At 62.2% G+C, this 24,228-nt stretch carries 27 protein-coding genes; 11 read left to right on the top strand and 16 right to left on the bottom strand.

Annotated elements, in window-relative coordinates; translation table 11 throughout:
* Positions 1-291 precede the first annotated feature (291 nt).
* Entirely contained in the window at positions 292-888 is a 597-nt protein-coding gene (locus CIT26_RS33800; RefSeq protein ID WP_095496610.1) for a glutathione S-transferase family protein, read from the top strand.
* Between the two features lie 153 nt (positions 889-1,041).
* Here CIT26_RS33800 and CIT26_RS33795 read toward each other — a convergent pair whose 3' ends face one another.
* On the bottom strand, positions 1,042-1,692 hold the full coding sequence (locus tag CIT26_RS33795; protein ID WP_095496609.1) for an outer membrane protein: 651 nt from the start codon (positions 1,690-1,692) through the stop codon (positions 1,042-1,044).
* Positions 1,693-2,099: 407 nt separating this feature from the next.
* On the opposite strand from CIT26_RS33795, the gene CIT26_RS33790 reads away from it, so the two are divergent.
* The 3 genes from CIT26_RS33790 (at position 2,100) to CIT26_RS33780 (ending at position 6,387) form a co-directional block, all read left to right on the top strand.
* Positions 2,100-2,876 (top strand): SDR family oxidoreductase, encoded by a 777-nt coding sequence (locus CIT26_RS33790; protein WP_095496608.1) that lies wholly within the window; start codon positions 2,100-2,102, stop codon positions 2,874-2,876.
* Complete coding sequence (gene uvrC / locus CIT26_RS33785; RefSeq protein WP_095496607.1) at positions 2,873-4,960, top strand: excinuclease ABC subunit UvrC; 2,088 nt, start codon at positions 2,873-2,875, stop codon at positions 4,958-4,960. Before CIT26_RS33790 ends, uvrC begins: the two co-directional genes overlap by 4 nt.
* A gap of 200 nt (positions 4,961-5,160) precedes the next feature.
* Positions 5,161-6,387 (top strand): tyrosine-type recombinase/integrase, encoded by a 1,227-nt coding sequence (locus tag CIT26_RS33780; RefSeq protein WP_095496606.1) that lies wholly within the window; start codon positions 5,161-5,163, stop codon positions 6,385-6,387.
* 185 nt (positions 6,388-6,572) lie between these two features.
* On the opposite strand, the gene CIT26_RS33775 is transcribed toward CIT26_RS33780, so the two are convergent.
* From CIT26_RS33775 to CIT26_RS33770, 3 genes are all read right to left on the bottom strand, one after another.
* Positions 6,573-7,043 carry a cupin domain-containing protein gene (locus tag CIT26_RS33775; protein WP_095496605.1) on the bottom strand — a complete coding sequence of 157 codons (471 nt, stop codon included), beginning with the start codon at positions 7,041-7,043 and terminating at the stop codon, positions 6,573-6,575.
* A gap of 380 nt (positions 7,044-7,423) precedes the next feature.
* Positions 7,424-7,555 (bottom strand): hypothetical protein, encoded by a 132-nt coding sequence (locus tag CIT26_RS38400; protein ID WP_268929295.1) that lies wholly within the window; start codon positions 7,553-7,555, stop codon positions 7,424-7,426.
* A gap of 873 nt (positions 7,556-8,428) precedes the next feature.
* Positions 8,429-8,707 carry a hypothetical protein gene (locus tag CIT26_RS33770; RefSeq protein WP_143747978.1) on the bottom strand — a complete coding sequence of 93 codons (279 nt, stop codon included), beginning with the start codon at positions 8,705-8,707 and terminating at the stop codon, positions 8,429-8,431.
* A 377-nt stretch (positions 8,708-9,084) separates the two neighbouring features.
* Between CIT26_RS33770 and pgsA the strand changes: the two genes are divergently transcribed.
* The 3 genes from pgsA to CIT26_RS33755 are packed head-to-tail and all read left to right on the top strand — an operon-like array spanning position 9,085 to position 10,430.
* Positions 9,085-9,681 (top strand): CDP-diacylglycerol--glycerol-3-phosphate 3-phosphatidyltransferase, encoded by a 597-nt coding sequence (pgsA, locus tag CIT26_RS33765; protein WP_065008950.1) that lies wholly within the window; start codon positions 9,085-9,087, stop codon positions 9,679-9,681.
* Between the two features lies 1 nt (position 9,682).
* Positions 9,683-9,940 carry a molybdopterin converting factor subunit 1 gene (moaD, locus tag CIT26_RS33760; protein ID WP_023800670.1) on the top strand — a complete coding sequence of 86 codons (258 nt, stop codon included), beginning with the start codon at positions 9,683-9,685 and terminating at the stop codon, positions 9,938-9,940.
* Between the two features lies 1 nt (position 9,941).
* On the top strand, positions 9,942-10,430 hold the full coding sequence (locus tag CIT26_RS33755) for a molybdenum cofactor biosynthesis protein MoaE (protein ID WP_095496603.1): 489 nt from the start codon (positions 9,942-9,944) through the stop codon (positions 10,428-10,430).
* A 215-nt stretch (positions 10,431-10,645) separates the two neighbouring features.
* Here CIT26_RS33755 and CIT26_RS33750 read toward each other — a convergent pair whose 3' ends face one another.
* Positions 10,646-12,562 carry a winged helix-turn-helix domain-containing protein gene (locus CIT26_RS33750; protein ID WP_095496602.1) on the bottom strand — a complete coding sequence of 639 codons (1,917 nt, stop codon included), beginning with the start codon at positions 12,560-12,562 and terminating at the stop codon, positions 10,646-10,648.
* A 148-nt stretch (positions 12,563-12,710) separates the two neighbouring features.
* Here CIT26_RS33750 and CIT26_RS33745 point away from each other — a divergent pair, with 148 nt between their 5' ends.
* Positions 12,711-13,220: a nuclear transport factor 2 family protein gene (locus CIT26_RS33745; RefSeq protein ID WP_095496601.1), complete on the top strand. Its 510-nt coding sequence runs from the start codon at positions 12,711-12,713 to the stop codon at positions 13,218-13,220.
* Positions 13,221-13,823: 603 nt separating this feature from the next.
* Here CIT26_RS33745 and CIT26_RS33740 read toward each other — a convergent pair.
* The 4 genes from CIT26_RS33740 to CIT26_RS33725 are packed head-to-tail and all read right to left on the bottom strand — an operon-like array spanning position 13,824 to position 16,384.
* Entirely contained in the window at positions 13,824-14,321 is a 498-nt protein-coding gene (locus CIT26_RS33740; RefSeq protein ID WP_095496600.1) for a DoxX family protein, read from the bottom strand.
* Positions 14,308-15,123: an HvfC/BufC N-terminal domain-containing protein gene (locus CIT26_RS33735; RefSeq protein ID WP_095496599.1), complete on the bottom strand. Its 816-nt coding sequence runs from the start codon at positions 15,121-15,123 to the stop codon at positions 14,308-14,310. Before CIT26_RS33735 ends, CIT26_RS33740 begins: the two co-directional genes overlap by 14 nt.
* Positions 15,110-16,033, bottom strand: coding sequence for an MNIO family bufferin maturase (bufB, locus tag CIT26_RS33730; protein ID WP_095496598.1), 924 nt, complete (start codon positions 16,031-16,033; stop codon positions 15,110-15,112). Before bufB ends, CIT26_RS33735 begins: the two co-directional genes overlap by 14 nt.
* Before the next feature lie 27 nt (positions 16,034-16,060).
* Positions 16,061-16,384, bottom strand: a complete 324-nt coding sequence (locus tag CIT26_RS33725; protein WP_095483227.1) for a BufA1 family periplasmic bufferin-type metallophore — start codon at positions 16,382-16,384, stop codon at positions 16,061-16,063.
* A 280-nt stretch (positions 16,385-16,664) separates the two neighbouring features.
* Here CIT26_RS33725 and CIT26_RS33720 point away from each other — a divergent pair, with 280 nt between their 5' ends.
* On the top strand, positions 16,665-17,432 hold the full coding sequence (locus CIT26_RS33720) for a YbaY family lipoprotein (RefSeq protein WP_095496597.1): 768 nt from the start codon (positions 16,665-16,667) through the stop codon (positions 17,430-17,432).
* Between the two features lie 145 nt (positions 17,433-17,577).
* Here CIT26_RS33720 and ndk read toward each other — a convergent pair whose 3' ends face one another.
* From ndk to CIT26_RS33700, 4 genes are all read right to left on the bottom strand, one after another.
* A complete protein-coding gene (ndk, locus tag CIT26_RS33715; protein ID WP_095496596.1) occupies positions 17,578-18,000 on the bottom strand; it encodes a nucleoside-diphosphate kinase in 423 nt (140 codons plus the stop codon).
* Positions 18,001-18,212: 212 nt separating this feature from the next.
* Positions 18,213-18,509, bottom strand: coding sequence for a DUF1905 domain-containing protein (locus CIT26_RS33710; protein WP_095496595.1), 297 nt, complete (start codon positions 18,507-18,509; stop codon positions 18,213-18,215).
* Between the two features lie 135 nt (positions 18,510-18,644).
* A complete protein-coding gene (gene bluB, locus CIT26_RS33705; RefSeq protein WP_095496594.1) occupies positions 18,645-19,280 on the bottom strand; it encodes a 5,6-dimethylbenzimidazole synthase in 636 nt (211 codons plus the stop codon).
* A 204-nt stretch (positions 19,281-19,484) separates the two neighbouring features.
* On the bottom strand, positions 19,485-20,189 hold the full coding sequence (locus tag CIT26_RS33700) for a glutathione S-transferase family protein (RefSeq protein ID WP_095496593.1): 705 nt from the start codon (positions 20,187-20,189) through the stop codon (positions 19,485-19,487).
* Between the two features lie 161 nt (positions 20,190-20,350).
* Between CIT26_RS33700 and CIT26_RS33695 the strand changes: the two genes are divergently transcribed.
* On the top strand, positions 20,351-20,863 hold the full coding sequence (locus tag CIT26_RS33695) for a DinB family protein (protein WP_095496592.1): 513 nt from the start codon (positions 20,351-20,353) through the stop codon (positions 20,861-20,863).
* 105 nt (positions 20,864-20,968) lie between these two features.
* Here CIT26_RS33695 and CIT26_RS33690 read toward each other — a convergent pair whose 3' ends face one another.
* From CIT26_RS33690 to CIT26_RS36935, 3 genes are all read right to left on the bottom strand, one after another.
* Positions 20,969-21,271: a DUF982 domain-containing protein gene (locus CIT26_RS33690; protein WP_095496591.1), complete on the bottom strand. Its 303-nt coding sequence runs from the start codon at positions 21,269-21,271 to the stop codon at positions 20,969-20,971.
* Between the two features lie 157 nt (positions 21,272-21,428).
* Complete coding sequence (locus CIT26_RS33685) at positions 21,429-23,510, bottom strand: ATP-dependent helicase (protein WP_095496590.1); 2,082 nt, start codon at positions 23,508-23,510, stop codon at positions 21,429-21,431.
* Between the two features lie 101 nt (positions 23,511-23,611).
* Positions 23,612-23,782, bottom strand: a complete 171-nt coding sequence (locus tag CIT26_RS36935; protein ID WP_095496589.1) for a hypothetical protein — start codon at positions 23,780-23,782, stop codon at positions 23,612-23,614.
* A 130-nt stretch (positions 23,783-23,912) separates the two neighbouring features.
* On the opposite strand from CIT26_RS36935, the gene CIT26_RS33675 reads away from it, so the two are divergent.
* Positions 23,913-24,098, top strand: a complete 186-nt coding sequence (locus CIT26_RS33675) for a hypothetical protein (RefSeq protein WP_095496588.1) — start codon at positions 23,913-23,915, stop codon at positions 24,096-24,098.
* Positions 24,099-24,228: the final 130 nt, after the last annotated feature.

The following is a 24,228-nucleotide window of genomic DNA, read 5'->3' as shown; positions in this document are numbered from 1 at the left end:
GCATTTCTTTGTGCCCGCAGAGGAATTCTCGGTGCAAGACCGGTGGCTACGTTCGGGTCTGTCTGACCTGTTCAGATTCTCTTGGGCTGCAACTGCCGTGCCGCTCATTGCCTCAAGATCGCAGAGGAACGGTCGTTCGCCGTGGCGCCCGGTTTTTCCGCCTGTGGGCTGTTGATCATGCCGGGATGCCCGGCCAACAGTGTCGCGGAAATGGATCATCCGCAAATTCTAAGTGCTACAGCATTCTTTGCGCGTCCACGCGCTCTGTACTCGGCAACCAGGAACCCGATCATGCCCAGACTGCTCTACGCCTCCACGTCCCCCTACAGTTCCAAGGTGCGCATGGCCGCGCTTTATGCCGGCATCGCAGTCGATCTCGTGCCGATAAAAACCGAAGACAAGCCGGCCGACCTGATCGACGCCAATCCGCTCGGCAAGATCCCGGTGCTGGTGCTCGACGACGGCCGCTCGGTCCACGACAGCCGCGCCATTACCCAGCATCTCAACCGCATGTCGAAGAACGCGCTGTTCCCGCGCAATCCCGACAAGCGCCTCGAGGCAGAAGTGCTGGAGGCACTGGCCGACGGCATCTGCGACTGCGCGCTGTCGATGGTCTATGAGCGGCGCACGCGCCCCGAAGACATGGTCTACCAGCCCTGGCTCGACCGCCAGTGGGCGAAGATAACCAGCGCGCTCGATCTGCTCAACGCCAATCCGCCAAAGCTGCCGAAGAAGATCACCGCCGGCCAGCTGGCGCTGCGCGCCTGCCTTGGCTATCTCTCGCTGCGCTTTGCCGGAAAATGGGAAAAGGGCCGCAGCCGGCTGGTCCGCTGGGCAGCGCGCTTCGACGAGAAGTTTCCGGAGCTGAAACCCTGCGTCCCGGCGTGAGTTGGCTGGCGCCCAGCTAGAGCATTTTGCAGCCAAGTGGAATCAGTTTGGCGTCGCAGAAATGCGGCTAAAACGCATCCCATCCTAGGGAAGGGATCACAAAAAAAAGCCGGGCACGAGGCCCGGCTTTTTCGTGTCGTGGCTTGGACGATTTTAGAACTTCATACCGACGCCGAAGGTGACGCGGTTGTCGGTCGACTTGACCTTGCCGATACCGTCGAAGTCCTTGTCACCGAAGTCGGTGTAGCGATACTCGACACGGCCGAACACATTGTCGGTGATCTTGATGTCGGTACCGACGCCGGCCGTCCAGCCGAGCATGGTGTTTTCGTCGCTGGCGCCAGCGGCTTCGATTTCCTGGTTCTTGAGCGCGCCGCCGGCGGTACCGTAGAGCAGGATTTCCGGGGTGACGGCGTAGCCGAGGCGGGCGCGCAGCGAGCCTTCGAAGCCGCCCTTGGCCTCGACGCCACCATCGTCGCCCTCGATGCCGCTATAGCCGATATCGGCTTCAGCACCGTACACGAAGTTCTCCTGCTGCCACTGGTAGCCGCCGAAGACGCCGCCGACGAAACCATCGGTGTCGACGTCGACACCGATATCCTCGGCGTCGGCATGACCGCTGAAGCCGTAGCCGACGCTCACACCGGCATAGGGACCGGCCCAGGAAGCCACCGGAAGTTCGGCGATCGGGGCGGGTGCCGGCGGCTCTTCCGAGATGACGTCAGCAGCATAGGCGGTTCCGCCGAGGGCGAAGAGCCCAAACGCCACCGCCAGCGGTCGCGCAAATTTAAGATTGGCTTGCATTGTTCTTTACTCCTTAAGCCACAGGCACAGGCTTGCTTTTCACAAGCGCCCTCAACCCGCCGGGGGGATAAACGGGTCTGGCGCTCAACGGTTCCGAATGTCGTGTCGAAATGCGGCTGAAGCGAACCTGAACTTGGGTCATTACCCGGCACGAATGAGGCTGAATTTTGACGTTGCATCTGCGCAACAGATAGTGTCAGGAGTCTTTGCCGTGCTATGCCGAACACCGCTTGGAGCAAGGAGTCCAGCACCCTATATTGCGGTTTGGCAGGCCGAGTCCTGGCCACAGTCGAAGACCGATCCGGCCGCTTTGCCACAATGCTGCCCAAGGTTCAAACGGCATTTAACGCTTGGCCGGCCATATTTCGCCGGCGGGCTGAAATCGAAGCCCATTGAGGATTGACAGGATGAGCAAGGCCGCTGGAACGGCGCTGGTGACGGGCGGGGGCAAGCGGATCGGCAAGGCGATCGCCGAGGATCTGGCCGCGAACGGTTTTGCTGTCGCCATCCATTGCAACCGCTCGCGGGCCGAGGCGGAAGCGTTGGCCGCGCGGATCAACGGCGGCCATTTTGGCCAGGATGCCCGCGCCGCTGTGGTCGCCGCCGACCTGACCGACATGGCCGCGGTCGGCGACCTGGTCGGCCGCGCCGCAGCCGCGCTCGGGCCTGTTACACTGCTGGTCAACAATGCCTCGCTGTTCGTGGACGACACGGTTCAGGACGTCGACTGGCTTGCCTGGGACCGTCACTTCGCCATCCATGTGAAGGCGCCGGCACTTTTGGCGCAAGAATTCGCCCGCGCGCTGCCGGAAGGCCAGGAAGGGCTAATCGTCAATATGATCGACCAGCGAGTCTGGCGCCCGACGCCACGCTATTTCTCCTATGCGCTGTCGAAATCGACATTGTGGGCAGCGACGCAGATGATGGCGCAGGCGATGGCACCCCGCATTCGCGTCAACGCCATCGGTCCCGGCCCGACGCTGAAGAGCGCGCGTCAGGACGACAGCGATTTTGCCGCGCAGGTCGACGGCTTGATTCTGAAGCGCGGCCCGGAATTGCCTGAATTCGGCGCCACCATCCGTTATCTCTGGGGCGCGCGCTCGGTTACCGGCCAGATGATCGCGCTCGACGGCGGCCAGCACCTTGCGTGGCAGACGCCGGATGTGACAGGCATTGTCGAATGAGTCCCATGGACCAGAAACACAAACGCGGCGGCGGCACCGACGACCTGCCCCCCGATGTCGACCTCGATGACGAGGTAGCGGAGGAGATCGTCGAACCGTCAACGCCCGGTTCCGCTGGCCCTGACGTCGCCTTCACGGCCATCGACTGGACGCCGCATGCCGGCGATGCCGACGGCATGGTCGGCGCCGAAGTCATCCAGACGCTGGTCAAACGGCTGCCCAACGCGCCCGGCGTCTACCGCATGATGAATGCCGCAGGCGACGTGCTCTATGTCGGCAAGGCGCGCAGCCTGAAGAAGCGGGTGACCAATTACGCGCAAGGCCGTTTCCACACCAGCCGCATCGGCCGCATGGTTCGTGAGACGTCGACGATGGAGTTCGTCGTCACCCGCACCGAGATCGAAGCGCTGCTGCTGGAAGCCAACCTCATCAAGCGCTTGCGGCCGCGATTCAATGTGCTGATGCGGGACGACAAGTCGTTCCCCTACATCCTGCTGACCGGCGATCATGTCTCGCCCGGCATCTACAAGCATCGCGGCGCGCGCTCGCGCAAGGGCGACTATTTCGGCCCCTTCGCCTCGGCCGGCGCCGTCGGCCGCACCATCAATTCGCTGCAGCGCGCCTTCCTGCTCAGGAGTTGCACCGACTCCTTCTACGAGAACCGCACGCGGCCTTGCCTGCTGTTCCAGATAAAGCGCTGCGCCGGCCCGTGCACCGGCGAAATCTCGCATAGTGACTATGCCAAGCTGGTCGCGGAGGCGAAGGACTTCTTGTCTGGCCGCAGTCAGAAGGTGAAGACCGATATCTCCGCCGCCATGCAGGAGGCCGCTGAGAACCTCGATTTCGAGCGCGCCGCCATCTATCGCGACCGGCTGGCGGCGCTTTCGCATGTGCAGAGCCATCAGGGCATCAACCCGCAGACCGTCGACGAGGCCGATGTCTTCGCCATCCACCAGGAAGGCGGCCAGGTCTGCATCCAGGTGTTCTTCTTCCGCACCGGCCAGAACTGGGGCAACCGCGCGTATTTCCCCAAGGCCGATCCGGCGATGGAGGCGGCCGAGGTGCTGGGCTCGTTCCTGGCGCAATTCTATGACGACAAGCCGACGCCGCGCACCATCCTGTTGTCGCATGGCGTCGAGGACCAGGAATTGCTGGCCGAGGCGCTCTCCACCCGTGCGGGCCGCAAGGTGGCGATCTCGGTGCCGCAGCGCGGCGAAAAGAAGGATTTGACCGACAACGCCTTGCAGAATGCCCGTGAGGCGCTCGGCCGCCGGCTGGCCGAGACCTCGACGCAAGGGAGATTGCTCACCGGCTTCGCCGAGACCTTCGGCCTGAAGAAAACACCGGTGCGCATCGAGGTCTATGACAACTCCCATATCATGGGCACCAACGCGGTCGGCGCCATGGTTGTCGCCGGGCCAGAAGGCTTCGTGAAGAACCAGTACCGGAAATTCAACATCCGCTCGACCGAGATCACGCCGGGAGACGATTTCGGCATGATGCGCGAGGTGATGGAGCGGCGCTTTTCCCGGCTGCTGAAGGAACATGGCGATATGCCGCAGAGCGAACAGGCGGCGGACGACACCCTGGCCGAACAGGGCGACGGTATCGAGGATGCGGGCGGCTTCCCGGCCTGGCCAGACGTCATCCTCATCGATGGCGGCCAGGGCCAGATGACGGCAGTGCGCAAGATACTCGCCGATCTCGGCATCGAGGACCGTGTCCAGGCCATCGGCATCGCCAAGGGCCAGGACCGTGACGCCGGCCGCGAACGCTTCTTCGTGAAGGGCAAGCCACCGTTTTCGCTCCCCGTACGTGACCCGGTGCTCTATTTCGTCCAGCGGCTGCGCGACGAGGTCCACCGCTTCGCCATCGGCTCGCACCGCGCCCGCCGCAAGAAGGAGATGGTCAAGAGCCCGCTCGACGAGATCAGCGGCATCGGCCCGGGCCGCAAGCGCGCGCTACTCATGCATTTCGGCACCGCCAAGGCGGTCAGCCGCGCCGCGATCGAGGATTTGGTCAAGGTCGACGGCATTTCCGAGCAGGTAGCGAAACTGGTCTACAACCATTTCCACGAGAAATAAAATTCGAGGGACGAGCTCGTACAGGGGCGGGTTTCATTGCTTGTTATACGTTTGATTTTGTTCACGAATTTTTTTATCTGGCGCCTTGACGTATCGGGGTGTCGGGGCATGGGTATTGAGGGACGATTTGAGGGACACGGATTGAGGGTCACTGATTAGCGTGATATGCGTTGCGTCCAGTTCAACAGGAATGCAACGAGATGACGACGCAAGCAGTGGTTGATGCTTGGATGGCGAAGGGCGAGGGGCGGAGGCTTCACGTCGGGGACGGCTTGTACCTGTGCCGCAACACGAAAGGGTTCTCCTGGGCCATCATTTGGATGAAGGATAAAAAGCGCCGCGAGCATGGGCTTGGTGCTTACGTGGGGACGGGAGTGCCTGGGGTGTCCGAGTTCAGGCTCCGTGAAGCCCGATGGGCGACAGCCGGTGCGATGGACAAGAGAAAGGCCGGCGTTGATCTGATCGAGGCAGGTCGGAAGGCGGCCAAGGAACAGGTCGCCAAGGCGATCACGTTCGATGATGTCGCCAAGATTTATATCCGTGATGTGGGATCGAGGACTTGGAAGGCTGACCGGCAGAAGGTCGAGTTCGAGCGCATCCTGACGACCTACTGCAAGTCGATCCTTACGATGCCAGTCGCCGAAGTCGGGGTATCCGATGTGAAGCGCATCCTTGAGCCGTGGGTCACCAAGCGCCCGACGATGGTTGCATCAGTCGCCTCGGTGATCAGGCGCGTCCTTGATACAGCCTTCGCCCTCGAACTGCGGCCCCTTGGTGTCAATCCCGCATCGGAACAGGTGCTCGACAAGATTCTGGTCGTGCGCCACAAGACAAAACACTTCGCAAGCATGACATGGGAAGCCGCGCCAGCGTTCTATCAGGGCCTCGGGGACACACAGGCCGAGGTCGCATTGAAGCTTCTGATGCTGACGGCGCTCAGGCGTAACGAGGTCACCGGCCTGCGCTGGGATGAAGTCGACCTGGCTTCATGCACGTTGACGATACGCGCCGAGCGCATGAAGGCTGCACGCCCTCACGTTGTCCCGCTATCGACACAGGCTTGTGAGTTGTTGCGATCGCTGCCGCAAGGCAAGGTGTATGTGTTCCCGTCGCCTCGGATCAAGGGTCAGCCGATCGCCTCGACAGCTTTCGTGCCGATCATGGGGCCTGACAGCGAGGCCACGCCTCACGGGATGCGGGCGACATTCCGCGGCTGGTGCGAGGATCACGGCGTTGATCACACGCTGGCCGAACACGCGTTGGCTCATGCCTTGCGGGACGATGTCGCAAAAGCCCACCGCCGAACGACCGCCCTCGAACTGAGGCGCAAGCTCATGCAGGACTGGGCTGACTACCTAGCGACCCCGACGAAACAGGGGCACACCTCACCACACAGTCGGCGTGACGCGGTTGCCGTCGTCGCGTGATGTCGTCATACCCCTTGACCTTGCCGCGCGCCCTGCTCGCTGCCCGGTGAGTCCATACTAGTGGTGAAAATCCAACGCTTGGCACCCACGGCCTGAGTCCCGCTTTGGGTACCCACTTCAACCTGCCTCGGCAATGGCACCCCGCCGCCGAGCACGGCGGGGCAGTTCGATTTAAGCCGTCGTAGCTATTGCGTCTTTCGAGGATCGTCCGCCGGATTGATGTACTTGATGCTCCACGGGCCTATGTTGGTGAGTTGGACCACCGTCTCCTCGTCGAAGTAAGCAAAATGCGCCATGCCGGGCGGCAAAGCGAAGAAGCCGCCCGCAGGAATTGCTTTGGCGGCGCTCCGATCGGCGGTCTCGCCCATGCCAAGATTAATGGTGCCCGATATTACTGTGTCAACCTCAAGCCCTGGATGCGTGTGCGGCGGGATCGCATATCCAGCCGGCAATTTGAGCCGAAGGGCAAACGGACCTTCCTTGGTCGGATCGCCGAACAAGACAGCCGCCTCTGCTCCGGTAGGCAGCGTTTTTGGGCCCGGGCCCCACTTAACCTCGTTGGGAGTGATCGCAGTGTGCGCATCCTCTGCCGAAGCAAAGGAGGCGATTCCGCAGGATACGATCCAGCCGATTGCAAGTAGCGATGCAACTTTCATGGTAACCTCCCGTCTAGCCGGGCTACCCATCCCGACCGCGTGCCGGGGTGGGCTCGCCAAACATTCAGATTAAGTCCGCGAGCCCCGTCTAGGCAAGCGAATTGTCGGCTCAATATCGCCGCTGCCTTTGGCGAAAGCGCATGCGCCAGACTCGCATGCTCATTCAGGACGCGAGAGGCAATGCTGGGATGGAGTGCGGTATTTGCGCAAAGAATGCGATGGACTGATACCGTTTCCCAAGGTCGCCTCGATTTGACCGCTTCAATTCGTGGTGACGAAATGATTCTATCCCCCGAAATGGTGGCTTTGCGGTCGGGCACTTGAGGGGCAGGCATATTTTGACCCGTCATGCAGCCCTCCAGCGCCTACGGAGATGTCGATCATTCGCCGGGTTCCTGGGGCTTGTGCCACCACCATTTGAGGAAGCGAGCAATCGCGATCAGACCGGCGACGACGCCGAACACGCTTGCGGTCAGGGTGAGCACCTGCCCGAGGTCGAGAGTGATTATCATGGGAGCGTTCCTTTCAAGACAGATCTCGCCATTGAGAAAAGTTCTGAAAAGGAACTGCTAAGATAAGTGCGGAGCCGCGGCGCGATGTCAACGGGCAAAATTCTGTGATGCCGAAAGTCTGGGGGAAACGAACACGCACCAACTGGCACCAACAGGAATAGAGTGGAACCAACGTGCATAGAGTGGAATGAACTTACGTGAAACTGCCCGATCACCTTTGCGTTACTTAGGGGCGGATCGAGGGCAGCCGATCAACATGGGCATCGCGTGGCATCGATGCGCCACCTACGAAATCGGCGAAACGACGCTGAAACTGGCTGGCGTCAATGTTCCTCGCCAAGGTCCCCACACCCACAATCGAAGTCCCCACAGGCAACCCGTTGTTTTGCCTGTTAAAGGGGGACCATGGGGACCTTTTTGACAGACTATCACGCGGCTCATGACATTTGCGACGGCGCGAATATTGGGTTGGCGTGGAGACTGTAGGGGAAGGTACTAGTCGCGCTCGGTATCCTGCACGGAGACGAAGCCAAGGCGCGCTATGCCGAAATGACGGGCGAGGTTCAGTGGACCTGGCGCTCGAAGGGCAATGAGATTCTTGGCCGGCTTCGGGCTTGATGCTATGGGGTTAGAATGCCTAGGAAGCCGAAGCCGCCGAGACCACCGCTGTCATGCGTGATCTGTGAAAAGCGCATGAAGCGAACGCGCCACAATGGCCAGAAACTATATTGCGGAAAGCGCTGCATGAAGCGCGCTGCCGAATTGCGGGCGGCGGCGCTGTTGCAGGCTTCCGGGCATTGCGAAGCGCGTCGATACCCGCCGATGTTCTGAGGTCGACCGGCAGCACCGCCACCCCTCGCGTTGTCGTTTAGGTCAGATGGTCAGAACGATAGCGTTCGCAGGATCGCCAATGACAACCCGCATTTCCTGGCCCTTGATGGCCGCAAAAGCGTGCGCCGCAGCGTTGGCACCATCTGGGCGATCACCCGCAATTCGATAGGCAAAGAGTATCTCGACTTGTCTGCGTACTTCTTTCTCGGGCGAGTCGTAGTCCTCGAACTCGTACGTCGCCCCTGCGGCGCAACGCGCTGCCTCGATTTCGGTAACTCGTGTGGCCATCACCCTTGCAAGTGCTTCTGATTGTGTAGGCATCATTTCTCCTTCGGCCGGACGCGCTGCGCCGGCAGTTGTTCAGTTTCAAAAATGTGGGAATTGCTCCGGCGTAGCGTGGGGCGCTCGGCCCAGAATCGCTATCCATGCATTTAGCTGATTTGAAGTCGATTGGGAAGCTGTTAAGCAGACGGCTAGTCGTGCCGGTTGCATCCCTGCATTTGGGGGACGTATTGAGGGGCAGGTATTTGCGAGGATCGGGGCATCGTATTGACTTAGTTGCGCGATTTGTTGCGGATAAATATTTCCACGAGAGCTGATGGATTCGGCTATTTTCGGTTGGTCCATCGACTATCGCCTGTTGACCCCCCACATTCGCTTCTGATTTGAGTAGGCAGGCAGAAAGAGTTCCCAAAAATATGGCCCAGCGCGCATTCAACCTGCCCAACATGCTCACCTACGTCCGCATTCTCGCGGTGCCGCTGGTTGTGCTGTGTTTTTTTCTCGAAGGGCATCTGAAGTCGAGCGACTTCGCCCGCTGGTCGGCGCTGATCATTTTCCTGCTGGCCTCGATCACCGATTATTTCGACGGCTATCTGGCGCGCGCCTGGCAGCAGACCTCGAATATCGGCAAGATGCTCGATCCGATCGCCGACAAGTTGCTGGTCGCCACGTGCCTGCTGCTGCTGGCGGCCGACACCGATAGGCATGCCGGCATCGCCGGCTGGTCGCTGTGGGCGGCGATCATCATCCTGTGCCGCGAGATCCTGGTCTCGGGCCTGCGCGAATATCTGGCGGCGCTGAAGGTCTCGGTACCGGTGACGCAACTGGCAAAGTGGAAGACCACCATCCAGATGGTCGCCATCGCCTTCCTGCTCGCGGGACCTGCCGGCGACAAGATCTTCCCGCTGACTACGCAGACCGGGCTGGTGCTGTTGTGGATCGCCGCGCTGGTGACGCTTTACACCGGCTACGATTATTTCCGCGCCGGCCTCAAGCACATCATGGACGAGTAGGATGTCGACGAGGCTCATCTATTTCGCCTGGGTGCGCGAGCGGATCGGCAAGCCGCAAGAGGATGTCGAATTGCCCGCCGGCATCGAGACCGTGGCCGACCTGCTGCGCTGGCTGAAATCGCGCGGCGAGGAGTACGAGCACGCGCTGCAATATCCTGACGTGATCCGCGTCGCCATCAACCAGGAACATGTCGAGCACCGCGAGAAGATATCAGGCGCGCGCGAGATCGCGCTGTTCCCGCCGATGACGGGTGGCTGAAATGCCCGGCGCGGTGGTGCCGACGGTGCGCATCCAGGCGGAGGATTTCGATGTCGCCGTCGAGATCGCCAGGATGACGCAGGGCCGCGCCGACATCGGCGCCGTGGTGACTTTCTCGGGTCTCTGCCGCGACGAAGCGGGCAGGCTCGCGGCGCTCGAACTCGAACATTATCCCGGCATGGCCGAGGCTGAGATCGGCCGCATCGCCGCCGAGGCGGTTCACCGCTGGCCGCTGCAGGGCCTCACTGCCATCCATCGCCATGGCAGGATCACGCCCGGCGAGAACATCGTGCTGGTGGTCGCTACCTCCGCGCACCGGCAGGCGGCGTTCGAGGCGGCGAACTTCCTGATGGATTACCTGAAATCGCGCGCGCCGTTCTGGAAGAAGGAACACCATACCGACGGCTCGCAAGGCGGCTGGGTCGACGCCAAGGAGGCAGATGACGAAGCAGCAAGCCGCTGGAAGCAGGCCGTGCCGAAACGAAATTGATGCTTCGCGTCGCCCCCGGAGGGGTGACGAATGGCAACTTTCGACCCTAAACGGAAGCTTGTTCGCCCCGGGCCGAGTTCACGCCCATGACCCAAAGACGACAACCAAAATGCCGGGCAAGATGTCCGCTTGCCCTGAAAGCGGTCGTACAGAGCTTTTGCTGGTTCGAATCTCGGCGGCGGCAGGCGGCCTCTGCGCGGTTCGCGGGTGACCGGTCAACCTACGGGAAATCGCATCCGGTTCACGAGCTCTGTAAATCGTGGATCGGGCCGCAGTGCGTTCCAGCGCGGATCAAGGCGCAACCAGACCAGCCAGTTCGACTTCTCATCGAAGGCTTTGTTGAGCGAGGCGAAGGCTTCGTCGTTTTGACCAAGGCCGGCATGGATGAGCGCGATGCCGTAGGACGTCACAAACCTGCGACCCGACAGCTTTTTCAGCTCGGCTAACGCCTCGAGAGCAAGCGTAGGCCGGCCCGCAGCACCGGCGACGAACCCCCGTGCTGCAATCGAAACGGGCCAATCGCGGATCCGGTCCTCGACCCGGCGATATTCGGCGAGTGCATCGTCGAACTTGCCCAGTTCCTGGTAGGTCCGGCCGAGCCAGAGATGTGCCGGCGCGAAATCTGGATTCATTCCCAATACAAGTTTTAATTGCTTCACCGCCTCGGCATATTGTCCGGTATAATAGTAGTAAAATCCCAGATCGGTGTTCACGGAAAGTGAGAGTGGATCGCGCTGCTGTGCCAACTGAATCTCGCGAAATGCCTCCGCGGGCCGGCCAGCGGTCAGCAGATAGATACTGTACCATTGGTGCGATGCCGCGTGGTTCGGATCGAGCGCGATCGCGCGCTGAAAAGCCGCCTCGGCTCCAGGCCAGTCCCACTCGAAGTACAGCTTGACGAAGCCCAATGAGGCGTGCGCCTCGGCCAGCGACGCATCCAACTCGAGCGCCTTGGTGGCGTGGCGCTTGGCTTCAGGAAAGGTCTCGGCGGGAGCGAGATAGCTCAAATAGCCCAGGATCGAATAGGAGTCCGCGAGCCCCGAATAGGCAGCCGCAAATTGCGGATCGATCTCGACGGCGTGTCGAAACCGTTCGATGGCCCGCTTCAAGGAGGCTTCCGACCTCTGGCCCCATTCGTAGCGGCCTTGGAGATAAGCGCGATAGGCGTCCGCTTTCTCGGTGACGGGCCGGGCAAGCCGCCGGGTCTCCTGATCGGAGAGCGGAACTCTCAATGCACGTGGGAGATCCTCGAGAATTCTGGTCTGAAGATGAACCAATTCGGATGCATCGCCTTGGTACCGGGCGCCCCAGATCTGGGAGTCACCGGCGACGTCGACGAGGTCAACCTGTATTCTCAAGGTATTGCCGCGTAGCGATATGCTTGCGGTCACCACCGCGGCGACGTTGAGCTCGCGGCCGGCATTTTTCGGATTGGCGAAGGACCCTTTGTAACGGGAAGCGCTGGCCCTGGGTGCGACGCGCAGGCTCTGCAATTGCACAAGCCCATTGACGATGGCTTCGGTCAGACCATCGGCCAAGTAATTGTTGCCGGAACTATCACTGACGAAAGGTAGCACGGCCACCGAGGCGAATGGGACGGTGGTGTTTTGGGGCTGCGCGCGCCACACAGCGACCGCCCCGATCGCGACGCACACGAGTGTGGCGGCGAGGAGCGTCCAACCTCGAGGCTTCACCCCGCCGAAGGGGCGAGCGGCACCGACCGGCACAACAGGTTGCGAATTCGGCGCTGTGCCGAGGTCATTGCACACGGGTTCGACACCTGGGATCGCGACCGGTGCTGCCTCGCGTGTCACGGCCGGTGCGACAAAGCGGTAGCCGCGGCCTGGCACAGTCTGGATCTTTCCATTCCCATTGCGACCCCGCTCCAAGGCTTTGCGCAGAGCGGAGATGTTCACGGTCAGATTCGTCTCTTGCACGAATGTGTTGGGCCAGACCTCCTCCAACAGCTCGTCTTTGGTGACCAGATGCCCGCTGCGGCGGACGAGAACCACGAGCAGATCGAAGGCCTTGGGGGTCAGAGGGACAGGTTCCCCACCGCACAGCAACAGGCGCTCCTTGGGCACTAGGACGAAGTCGCCAAACTCAAAAGCCTGATCCTGGGAGGCACGCATCCCGGCACCTTAGGAAATTAGCAGGAAAAATTTAAGGGAATTCCAAAGACACCGGCCGCCCGCGCCTGGATCATTGCCCGTATGCGGAACGAGCGGTCACCCCGAACTGGACGGTGGACCCTCACGCTGAGGAAAATGAGAGCGGACCATGATTCGAGTAAGCAGCAAGACTGGTTGGATCGGCCTGTACCGCAATCACATCGCGCGGCGCTGGGTAGGATGCGTCGCGCTCCTGCTCATGTTCTTCATGATCAGGTCCGCCGTCGCGGCGCCCGAAGATGAGGTGCGAGCAACCTTCGATCGCTTTGTCGCCGCCCAAAACGCCCACGATGTCAAGGCAGTGGAGTCCCTGTTGCTGCGCTCGCCGCATTTTCTCTGGATCACGCGTGGCACGCCGGTCTGGGGACAGGATGCGGCGCTCAAACGCTTCGCATCACTGTATGAGGGAACGTGGCGCCTTTACCCCGAGGCTTCAGGCATGAAAGTTATGATGATCGGAGACGGGGCGGCGCAAATCTACATCCCAATCAATTTCACGATCGGTGCACCGGGCCAACCGCCGCAACCAATGAGGTTCCTGATGAACATGGTGCTAGCCAACACGCCGGGAGGCTGGAAGGTCTCAAGCATCCTACCGATACCGGCGCCGGCACAATAGTCCGGCGACAGGGCCCCGAGCGTTTTAATCGACGTTTCCGCTTTGTGGTCCGGAGCGTAGGATTAGGTTTTTCACAGTATGAGCCACAGCTTTCGCCGCGCGGATCTAGGCGCGGCGAAAGCCAGCCGCGCCGCTGCGGGGTGCTGTCGCGGGTCAGGCGGGTGGATCCGTCAACGACCTTTAAGGTGAGCCACTTAATAGCCTCCTCGCCCTTGCCGGCAATACGTCGCCTGTTTCGAGATGCTCCCATTCGGGCATCCCGATGCGGCGCGGCGTGTAAATCAACAAATATCGGACGCGCAAACGAGTAGCGTGAGACTGGCCTACTATTGAACACCGGCTACCGTAATGTCCTTCATGGTATGCTTCGCGGACGATCGGGCTTTCGCTTCGAAGTTCCTGATCTGGCGCTACCTGCTCGTTCCGATCGACGAGACGAATGGCAACATTCCACCCCTGCCGACCTCCCCGGGGCAGGAACACGTGCAAATCCTGACCCAAGACCTTATTGCCGACGTTCATGCTAACCTCGCGTTTTGGGTGGGAGCCCATCATCACTCCAGCCACCTGATGGCAATACGAATGCGGAAGAGGTGGATTGGCTTAGCCCTTGTCAGTGCCGATCCAGTGATCGAGCGCAATCCGGCCGGGTCCCCACGCCATGATGCCAAGCGCCATCGCCGCCCAGGTGATGTGCAGAGGCCAGCCGTCCGGCACGGTGAGCTGTATGACCAGCGTCATCAGCAGCAGCCCGAATGCCGCTAGTCGTGTCGCGAGGCCGAGAACGAGGAGAATTGGCAGCAGGATTTCCGCCGATCCTGAGACGAACGCCACCAGGCCAGGTGCGGGAAAATCGTAAGGGCCGCCGGGCAGATGCAGCTTGAGCTCCGAACTGAAAAGCAGCACTGCGACTTCGTTCAGCTGCAAAAAACCGTCCCATTTGTTGACGCCGGACCGCCAGAACGGGACAGCGAGTGCGCAGCGCAGGACGAGTTGCGTCAGCGACGGTGTGGCACTCGTGCTCAGCGCGGCATTCACCCTCTCGGCGAGGCCGGCGATCCCTCGCGGCCCGGTGCTGGCGTTCCGTTCATGGTTCGTCATGCTCATCCTCCTGGTGTGCCGCTGTGAAGGCGCCTGCTTGCAGCAGGCCGGCAATGTTGGCGGCAAGGTCGAATTCGGCACGCTCCGCAAATGCTGCCGCGGCCGCCGCGCCGAGCGGCTCGCCCGCCATGAGACGGTCCAGGAAAACCGCACCGCCGGGCGGCAGGTGGCGAACGAAGACTTCGAGGCCGGGCCGCGTGACCAGCGCATCTTCAGGGTCGCCCGCCTCGATCCGCCCGACAGGACCGTCGCTCCGGTTTGCCGCAAAGATCGTCACGACCGGATAGCGCGAGCGCATGGCGCGCGTTGCCGGGTGCGGCACGAATACGGTATCGGCCAGCCGTTCGGGCGGGATCGACGCCAGTGCTCCGGAAGCCAACGGTTCCGCGTCGGCGGCATGATAGGCGTCGAGCCAGGCACGCTCCATGCGCGCCACGTCGGCCAGCCACGGCATCGACTGCGCGTATTCGTAGCGCTCGATGAAATCGGGAAAGTCGCGGCCGTATTCGAACAGGAGCGGCGAGCTGGGTGGCGTTTCGCGGACATGAAAGCGCGCCATCGCGCGAAAGAAGTCCGGGCCGGTGATGCGCAGCGTCGCTGGAAAGCTGGCGGCCAGCGCATCGATCAGGCTGACCGTGACGTTGTTGCGGTAGACGGCATATCGCTTGATCGCAGCCTTCCCGTTCGGCCCTGAGACAGCGTCAGGCGGGGCTCGGTCAGGATCGAGCAAACCGGCGGTGAATGCCGCGGCATAGTCGAACCGGCGGCCGAGATCGCGCGACTGGAGCTCATCCTGCGGCATGGGCTTTTCCGAACAAGCTGTCGGCATGACGGTCGAGGATCGCCTGGGCGGCGGCGGTCTCCGCCTTGAGCACCGGCCAGTCGGGAATGGCGCTGTCCCATTCGATCAGCGTCGGCAGCGGTCCGCATCGGCCGATGACGACATCGAAAAGCTTCCAGACTGCGTCGGCGACCGGCCCGTCATGGCTGTCGATGAGCAGCAGATCGCCCTCGTCATCCTCCTGCGCGGCGTGCCCGGCCAGATGGATTTCGCCGACATTCTGAAGCGGGAAATCCGCGAGATAGGAAAGGGCTGAAAAGCCGTGATTGGTGGCTGAAACAAAGACGTTGTTGACGTCGAGCAGCAAGCCGCAACCGGTACGCCGCACCAGCTCTCGGATGAAATCCGTCTCGCTCATAGTCGATGCCGGGAAAAGGACGTAGGTCGAGGGGTTCTCGAGCAGGATCGGGCGGCCGATCGTCCCCTGCACCTCATCGATGTGATCCGCCACGCGCGAAACCGTTGCATGCGTATAGGGTAGGGGAAGCAGGTCGTTGTAATAGGTGGTGTCGTGGGTCGACCAGGCGAGATGCTCGGAAACGAGCGCCGGCTCGTAGCGGTCGACGAGGGCCTTGAAACGGCCGAGATGCGCTTTGTCGAGCAGCCGCGGTCCGCCGATCGACATGCACACCCCGTGTAGCGAAACGGGATAGTCGCGGCGGATCTTGGTCAGCGCATCGTGAGGCGGGCCGCCGGCGCCCATATAGTTTTCGGCGTGGACCTCGAAGAACCCGCCCTTTGGGTCGTCGCCCAGGATTGCGGGTAGATGCTCGTGCTTGAAACTGGTGCCGGCAAGGCCGGCGACCGGGTGCGCCGGAAAGCGCGAGGTTTTCGACATGCGGGATGGTGCGGCCAGTCCGTTCATCTTCATCTCCGCTTTCCGGGCAGGTTGCATTCCTTACGACGGGATGTCGCGGGTCAGCTCCGTGGGCGAGCCCTTGCGGTCGCCGGGCAGGTCCATCGTCGTGCAGGTGCCGCCATCGACAAACTTCCAGGCGTTGCCCTGGTAATCGACAGTCGAGGTGCCTTGGCAGGTGGTGCCGGGTCCTGCTGCGCAGTCGTTCTGCCCCTTCAGGGCGACGCCAAAGCACTTCTCCTTGCCGGCATCCATCGCCGCCTTGACCTCTGCCTCGGACAGCGGCGCGGCCGTCGCAAAAGAAGCAAGAGCCGTGGCAACGGCGCCGGCCAGAAAGGCCGCGCTCACGGTTGATCTTGTTGACATGATTCACCTCCGGTTGGGTTGTTGCGCGCGCCATTCCTCAAGCGCGCATTGGTCAGTTCGATCCGGAGGTCCGCTGTGTTACATCTTTTGGGAACACGACTTCGTGATCGCCTTGGGTCTGGCTTGAGCAAAATTTTGCCGGTCACACCAAAGAGGCCGACGACAAGGCCGCAAGCCGCTGGAAGGCGCCGTCGTCCGAATAGTCCGTGTCGGCGTCACGGAACCACCGCAATCCTGCGAGACCTTCCGACCAGTTTGGTGCGCCATGGGGAGCAGGATCATGCTGGACAGGATCGCCGAGTTCTTCATCTTCGGTGTCGTGCCGCTGGTCGTTGGTATACTGGTGATGCCTGAGTTGTCCGTCGCTGCCGAGAAGACCCTGAAGGGCGAGGTGACGTATCGCGAGCGCATTGCGCTGCCGCCCACCGCCGTGCTTTTCGTGCAGCTTGCCGATGTCTCGCTTGCTGACGCGCCGGCCGCTGTCATCGGCGAGCATAAGGTGGCGCCGGCCGGCCAGGTGCCGATCAAGTTCGAGATCAGCTTTGATCCCCAGGTGATCCGGCCTGATACGACTTATGCGCTGCAGGCGCGCATCACAGTCGACGACAGGCTGTTGTTCATCTCCGATATGCGCCACCAGGTCGATCCGCTGAGCGACGCGCCGCAGACCATCATGCTGAAGATGGTGACGTCGAGCGAGGAGCCGGCCGCGGCCCCGGTGTTCGGGCAGAGCTGGCTGGTCGAGTATATCGACGGCATTGGTGTGATCGCCGAGCCGCAGGCGACGTTCAGAATCAGCGAGACCGGCAAGGCCGGCGGCAACGGGCCTTGCAACGTCTACTTCGCCACCGCCAAAGTCGATGGTTCGACGATCGCCATCAGTGACATCGGTTCGACCTTCAAGGCCTGCGCGTCCGAGATCATGGCCGAGGAAAAGGCGCTGTTCGCGGCGCTGGCCAAGGCGGCATCTTACCATATCGACGCCGGCAAGCTCATCATCGTCGACAAGGACGACCGCGTCATCCTGCGGTTCAATGCTGCGACCTGATCGCTCAAAAAACCGGTTTCGGTTTTTGAGCATCATGCGCAGTTGGAGGTGTCGGCCCGGCGTCCGGGCGCTGGATCGCCGCAACGAAAAAAGGCCAGCATGGCGCTGGCCTTTTTTGCATATGACGTCGTGACGGACTATCGACTCAGCCGACGATCTCGGTATCCGAGAACCAGTATTTGATCTCCTGCGCGGCGGTCTCGGGCGCGTCGGAGCCGTGCACCGAATTCTCGCCGATCGACAGCGCGTGCACCTTGCGGATGGTGCCTTCGGCGGCATTAGCCGGGTTGGTGGCGCCCATCACGTCGCGGTTCTTGGCAATGGCGTTCTCGCCTTCCAGCACCTGCACGACGGTCGGGCCCGACGACATGGACTCGACCAGCTCGCCGAAGAACGGGCGCTCCTTGTGGACGGCATAAAAACCTTCCGCCTCGCGGCGGCTCATCCACACCCGGCGCGAAGCGATGACGCGCAGGCCGGCTTCTTCGAGCATCTGGGTGATGGCGCCGGTGAGATTGCGCCGGGTTGCGTCCGGCTTGATCATGGAAAAGGTGCGTTCGAGCGCCATGGGGTCGTCCTTGTGATGGAGAGTGGAATTGAGGGTGGCGGGCTCTATACAAGCCGCCCGCCGGCTTGCCAAGGGGCTGGCACTAATGCATGTCGCGCAAAAGTGCGCAGCGGTTTTGCGATAACGACATGCATAAAAACAAGAACTTAAGCGCGTCGCCGACGCGCTTTAGCCGCCGCATAGCGTGTCGCCGTCAGCCAAAACCAATTTTGTCATAACTGCATCTCGATCGTCAGGTTGGCCGTGTCGCCAGCCCGAAGGCCTTCGCGGACCCGCACCGCCGTCTTGATCGGCAACAGCAGGCTGCCGGATTTCTTGTCGGGAAACAGCGATGTTCGCCATCTGGTCTGGCCGATGACGGCTTCCACGCCAAGCGAGCCCCAGGGCCGTGCCATCCCCGCCATTGCCGTCTTGATCCGTGCCCCAAGCTCCGGCGGCAGCGTCACGAAATGCCAGCCGCCCTTGCCTGGATAGACCCAGATCTCGGCCTGCACGTCGTAGCGAAACATTTTGTGCCCTTCCTCAGATCAAGGCCGTCACGGCTGGCTTTGCCATGGTGTCTTGTTGGCAACGCCGGCGATCGGCGAAATCATCCATGATATCCATTCTTCCCTGCAAGAGAGGATGGCAGCGTCGCCGTTGCACTACCGCCTTATCACCATCGGAGCGCGCCGGACTTCCCAGCCTTCCCGTTCCAGTTCCGGCACGCTGTGGTTCTCGCTCGGGTAGCCGACGCAGAAGTAACCGATCAGCGTCCACTCCGGCGGCGCGTCCAGGATCGTCGCTATTTCGGCCGGATCGAGGATCGAGACCCAGCCCATGCCTATTCCTTCCGCACGCGCCGCCAGCCAAAAGGTGTGGATTGCCATCACCGCCGAATATTCGATGGTCGCGGGCATGGTCAGGCGGCCGAGCCCATGCCCCTGTTCTGTCGCGCGGTCGGCGAAAACCGCGAACTGACAAGGCGCCTCGTTCAGGCCGGCAAGTTTCAGGCGCGCATAAAGCGCGGCGCGTTCGCCGCCGAAAGATGCGAGCGCCTCCGCATTGCAGCGCTCAAAGCATGCCCTGACGGCGCCGCGGCACGCCGCACTCTCGACCACGACGAAACGCCAGGGCTGGCTCAGCCCGACCGAGGGCGCAATGCTGGCGACGTCAAGCAGCCGCTCCAGCGCGCCTTCCGGAAGCGGTGTCGGCTTGAATCGCCTGACGTCCCGCCGCCACAGGAAAAGATTGACCAGATCGGCGCGAAAATCGTCCGGGAATTCCGGGCCTGACGTCATGATGTCGTGCTGCCTTTGCGAGGGGAGTAGGGGAGTAGGGGAGTAGGGGAGTAGGGCAGTAGGGCAGTAGGGGAGTAGGGGAGTAGGGGAGTAGGGCAGTAGGGCAGTAGGGCAGTAGGGCAGTAGGGCAGTAGGGCAGTAGGTATTCGCGCCGCCGCTACTTTCTTACTCCCTACTGCCCTACTCCCTTACTCCCTTACTCCCCTATGTGGCGGCGGCGGCAGCCGCAGCCACTTTGCGGCCGAGGCCATCATGCAGGTCGAGGCAGCGCTCGAACCACTGCGCCACCACATCGCTGTCGTCGAGCAACCGGTAGGGGGAAGCGATGCGCGCCCATTGCAGCGCGCCGAAGACGATGTAGTCGGCAAACAGCGGTGATTGGCCGCCGATGAACGGCTGATAGACGAGCGTCGAGCGCAACGGTTCCAGCGAGGCGCGGAAGGCGCCAAGGCCGGAGTCGCGCGCCGCCATCACCTCTTCCAGTCTCTTGCCGAAGCGCTGCTCGCGGTTTTGGCGGAAATAGGCGGCGTTCGCCCCGTCCTGCATGGCGTGTAGGTCCATGATCGCCGCAGTGGTGACATAGGGATGGATGGTCAGTTGCGACCAGCGTTCGATGAAGCGCGCCATCGCCTTGCCGCCGTCGCCGGAAAACAATGTCGGCCGCTCGGGATAGGCCTCGTCGAGATAGAGCGCGATGGCGAAGGAATCGGCGACCACCTTCTCGCCGTCGCGGATCACCGGAACGAGCTTCGAAACGCCGCCTTCAACTGTCGGCACTTCGAGAAAACGTGTCGGCACGGTGGAGATGTCGAGCCCCTTGTGGGCGAGCGCCATCGCCGCCTTCCAGCAATGCGGGCTGAACGGACGGGCGGTATCGCGTCCGACGAGGTCATAGAGCAGAATGGTCATTGGCGGCAGCTTCCTTGCGGTCTACTAGAGCGACGTGCGTCCACTTGGAAAGTACGCTCTAGCACTTTTGAATCTAAGCATCGTGGTTTCCGAAAACGGTACCTATTTTCGGGCCGATGCGGTAGGCCCCCGGAACGGGGTCTCGCGGTCGGGAGAAAAAGATGAAACAGCACTTCATGATGTTTGCGGCCTACAATCAATGGGCCAATAGCCGCATCTACGATGCCGCCGCCGACCTCGACGAGGAAGAATTCGACCGCAATGTCGGCGCTTTCTTCGGCTCGATGATGGGCACGCTCAACCATATTCTGACCGCCGACCGCATCTGGATGAGGCGCTTTACCGGCGAGGGCGACGCGCCGGCCAGGCTCGACACGATCCTGCACCGCGCCTTGCCGGGCTTGCGGCTGGCGCGCGAGGCCGAAGACAAAAGGATCATCGACTGGGTCGGGGCGTTAAGCGACAAGGCTTTGTCCGGCCGCTTCTCCTACATGACCGTCTCCGATATGCGCACCGTCTCGCAGCGGTTGGCGCCGGCGCTCGATCATTTCTTCAACCACCAGACCCATCACCGCGGCCAGGCGCACACGATCCTGACCGTTCTGGGCCGGCCCTCGGTGTCACTCGACCTGACGCTGTTCCAGCGCAGCGAGGAGGGGCGCGCTTACGCCTGATTTGGAATTATCCGCAAATCATGATCGATTGAAAGCAAGTCGGAAAACCCGTCGAAGATGAACAGCATCTCGACGGGTCCTGGTCGCAAATAGACCTAGCAGGCGTCAGGCGGCGTATCCGCCCTGGCCTCGGGCGACCGGCTTGACCGAGACGGCCGGCTGTGCGGCTGGCCAGAGAATGCCTGCCGTCACCGCGAAGGTGATCAAGGCATCGCGCGCCGCTTCCGGCGAGATCTCGCCGGCGCGTGCCGCCTCGCAGGCCTTCACGGCCGCGCCATAGCTCAGGCGTCGTCGCGATGGCGGGAACTCGGTCAGGAACTCATGCATGTCGAAGAGCGAAGCGAGCATGCGCTTATGGCCGGCGCCGACGGTAACGGCGACCGGGGTGAAGGGCATCGTGTCGTGCATTCTGGCCTCTCATATTGGGCGGAGGTGACGGCGGACGCCGCTCTCCGATCTAGGTCGGACGCCCAGAAACGCGGATTGCGGCATCAGGTTCCATATTGCCGAGATTTGATTTTCGCCACCAAGCACCGTGGCATGAGCGCCGTGCCGAAGAGGCGGCCTATTTCCACATGTCACGCATACGGGCGCCAAGATCGACGCGCACTTGCGGCTGGCGGCGCGGATCGTCCTTGGCCTGGACGCTCGCCCATGATGTCTGTTCGAAGGCGCTGAGGATCGAGGCCGGGATGAAGCGGGTGCGCGAGGCGTAAACGTGGCGATCGCCACGCGCCGCCTGGCCGTGGACGAAAAAGCGCTGCGGCATGACCAGGTGCAGGCCGTCCTTGGCCCGCGTCATCGCCACGTAGAGCAGGCGGCGCTCCTCGTCGATGTCCGACTTGCTGCCGACGGCGAGGTCGATCGGGATGCAGCCGTCGACGGTGTTGAGCACGAAGACGTTCTTCCATTCCTGGCCCTTGGCAGAATGGATGGTCGACAGGATCAGATAGTCCTCGTCGCGATGCGGCGGCCCGGCCTCGTCGCTGGTCGCATCCGGCGGATCGAGCGTCAGCTCGGTGAGGAAACGCTCGCGCGAGGCGTAGCCCGAGGCGATCTGTTCGAGCTGCAGAATATCGGCCCGGCGCGTCGTTGCGTCCTCGTGGATGCGGTCAAGATGCGGCTCATACCAGAGCCTGACCTGTTCGAGATCAACAGGCCATTTTCCCGACCCGGTGCGAAGCTGCGAAAACAGCGCGACGAAACCCGGCCAGTCGTCGGCGGCCCGCTGCGGCGGCCGATAGCGCGCCAGCCCCATCGCTTCGTCGAGCGACGTCGCCATGGTGTCGACGATCTGCGAAGCCGCCGAAGGGCCGATGCCGGGCAAAAGCTGCAGCGCGCGAAAACCGGCGACGCGGTCGCGCGGGTTTTCCGCGAAGCGCAGTACCGCCAGCACGTCCTTGACATGGGCGGCGTCGAGGAACTTCAGCCCGCCGAACTTGACGAACGGGATGTTGCGGCGCGTCAGCTCGATCTCCAGCGGCCCGCTGTGGTGCGAGGCGCGAAACAGCACGGCCTGCGCCTTCAGCGCCGTGCCGGCCTCGCGCTCGGTCAGGATCGCCTGGCAGACGTAACTCGCCTGCTCGGCCTCGTCGCGGACGCTGACCAGCTTCGGCTTTTCGGTCGATCTGCGCTCCGACCAGAGGTTCTTGGTAAATCGCTCCGAGGCCTCGCCGATCACCGCATTGGCGGCGGCCAGAATGGTCTCGGTCGAGCGGTAGTTGCGCTCCAGCATGACGATCTCGGCCGGCCGCTCGAATTGTTTGGGGAAGTCGAGGATGTTGCGCACTTCCGCCGCGCGAAACGAATAGATCGACTGCGCGTCGTCGCCGACCACCGTCAGCCCGGATCCGTCCGGCTTGAGCGCCGTGAGGATCGCGGCCTGCAGCCGGTTGGTGTCCTGGTACTCGTCGACCAGCACATGGTCGAAACGCCCACCCAGATGCGCTGATATCTCCGGCTCGCCGGCCATCTGCGCCCAGTAGAGCAGCAGGTCGTCGTAATCGAGCACGTTCTGCGCCTGCTTGGCCTCGACATATCGGGCAAACAGCGCCTGAAGCTGTTCTGCCCAACCCGCGCACCAGGGAAACACCGAACCGAGAATCTCGCCGAGCGGCGCCTGCGCGTTGACCGCACGCGAATAGATCGCCAGGCACGTGCCCTTGGTCGGAAAACGGCCTTCGGTTTTCGAGAAGCCGAGTTCGTGCCGGGCGAGGTTCATCAGGTCGGCGGAATCCTCGCGGTCATGGATGGTGAAGGCCGGATCGAGGCCGATCTCCAGCGCATAGTCGCGCAGCAGCCTGGCGCCGATGCCGTGAAATGTGCCGGCCCAGCTCAGCGCATCGGTGATCACGGAAGCGTCCCGGCCGAGCACCTCGCCGGCGATGCGCTCGACCCGCTTGGCCATTTCCGATGCGGCGCGACGTGAAAACGTCATCAAAAGGATGCGCCTGGGGTCAGCGCCCCTGACGATCAGATGCGCGACGCGATGCGCCAGCGTGCTGGTCTTGCCGGAGCCGGCGCCGGCGATCACCAGCAACGGCCCGGCGACCGCGCCGTCGCCATGCTCGACGGCAAGGCACTGCTCGGCATTCAGCTTTGCGAGATAGGCAGGCCGGAAGGTCGAATCACGGGCAGCGAGGTTCATTGCCCATCAAGCATCGTTTCTGCTTTGTTCGCAACGCTTTCGACGTGAAAGTTGCGACCGATGCGTCCGATTCTACTGGCGCACCAGCCGATGAACTGGGCCTAGCGCTGGGGCTCTACGCCCATCGCCGCCGACTGCCGCGGCAACGACTTGTCGTCATCGGGAGGCGGCAGCAACAGCGGATCGAAATCGTCGGGCACTTCGTCAATGATTTCCCTGACTATGCGGTAGGCCACGTAAATGGCGGCCCCGGCTATGAGCAGACGGATCATGATTTTCTCCACTGGTATGAACCAACCGAAGAGGCCGCGTTTTGTTCCCCGCTTTCCAAAGGCCCCGAGCTCTGCCTGAGCGTGCAACCAAATCGGCACCGTCTCGTTTGCCCGGTGACAGGAGGTAGCGATGAACAAGCTCTCAATTTTTCTGGCCCCGACCTGGCTCGTTTTGGCGGCAGCGCTGGCTGTCGCGGCTTGCGATAACAACATCCCACCGACAAAGGCCCCCGGCGCCGATCAAAACCCGCAGGTCGACCCTGCACCCAAATCGACGTCAGGCGATGATCAACCCGGCACGCCGCCGGCGCAGTGATGGAACGCTTTAGGAAAGGTGGCCGGCGCCGCTTGGGAGGGGAGCGATGACGCCGGCCAGGCGGGTATCAGGTCCGCCGCATACCTAGAGATAGCTGAGTCTTGCCGTTGCGTCATGGGGTGATCGCGGA

It is taken from the genome of Mesorhizobium temperatum (assembly GCF_002284575.1).
GTDB classification, from domain to species: domain Bacteria; phylum Pseudomonadota; class Alphaproteobacteria; order Rhizobiales; family Rhizobiaceae; genus Mesorhizobium; species Mesorhizobium temperatum.
Note: the sequence above shows the minus strand (reverse complement) of the source record. Positions and strands in the feature narration are given on the sequence as shown.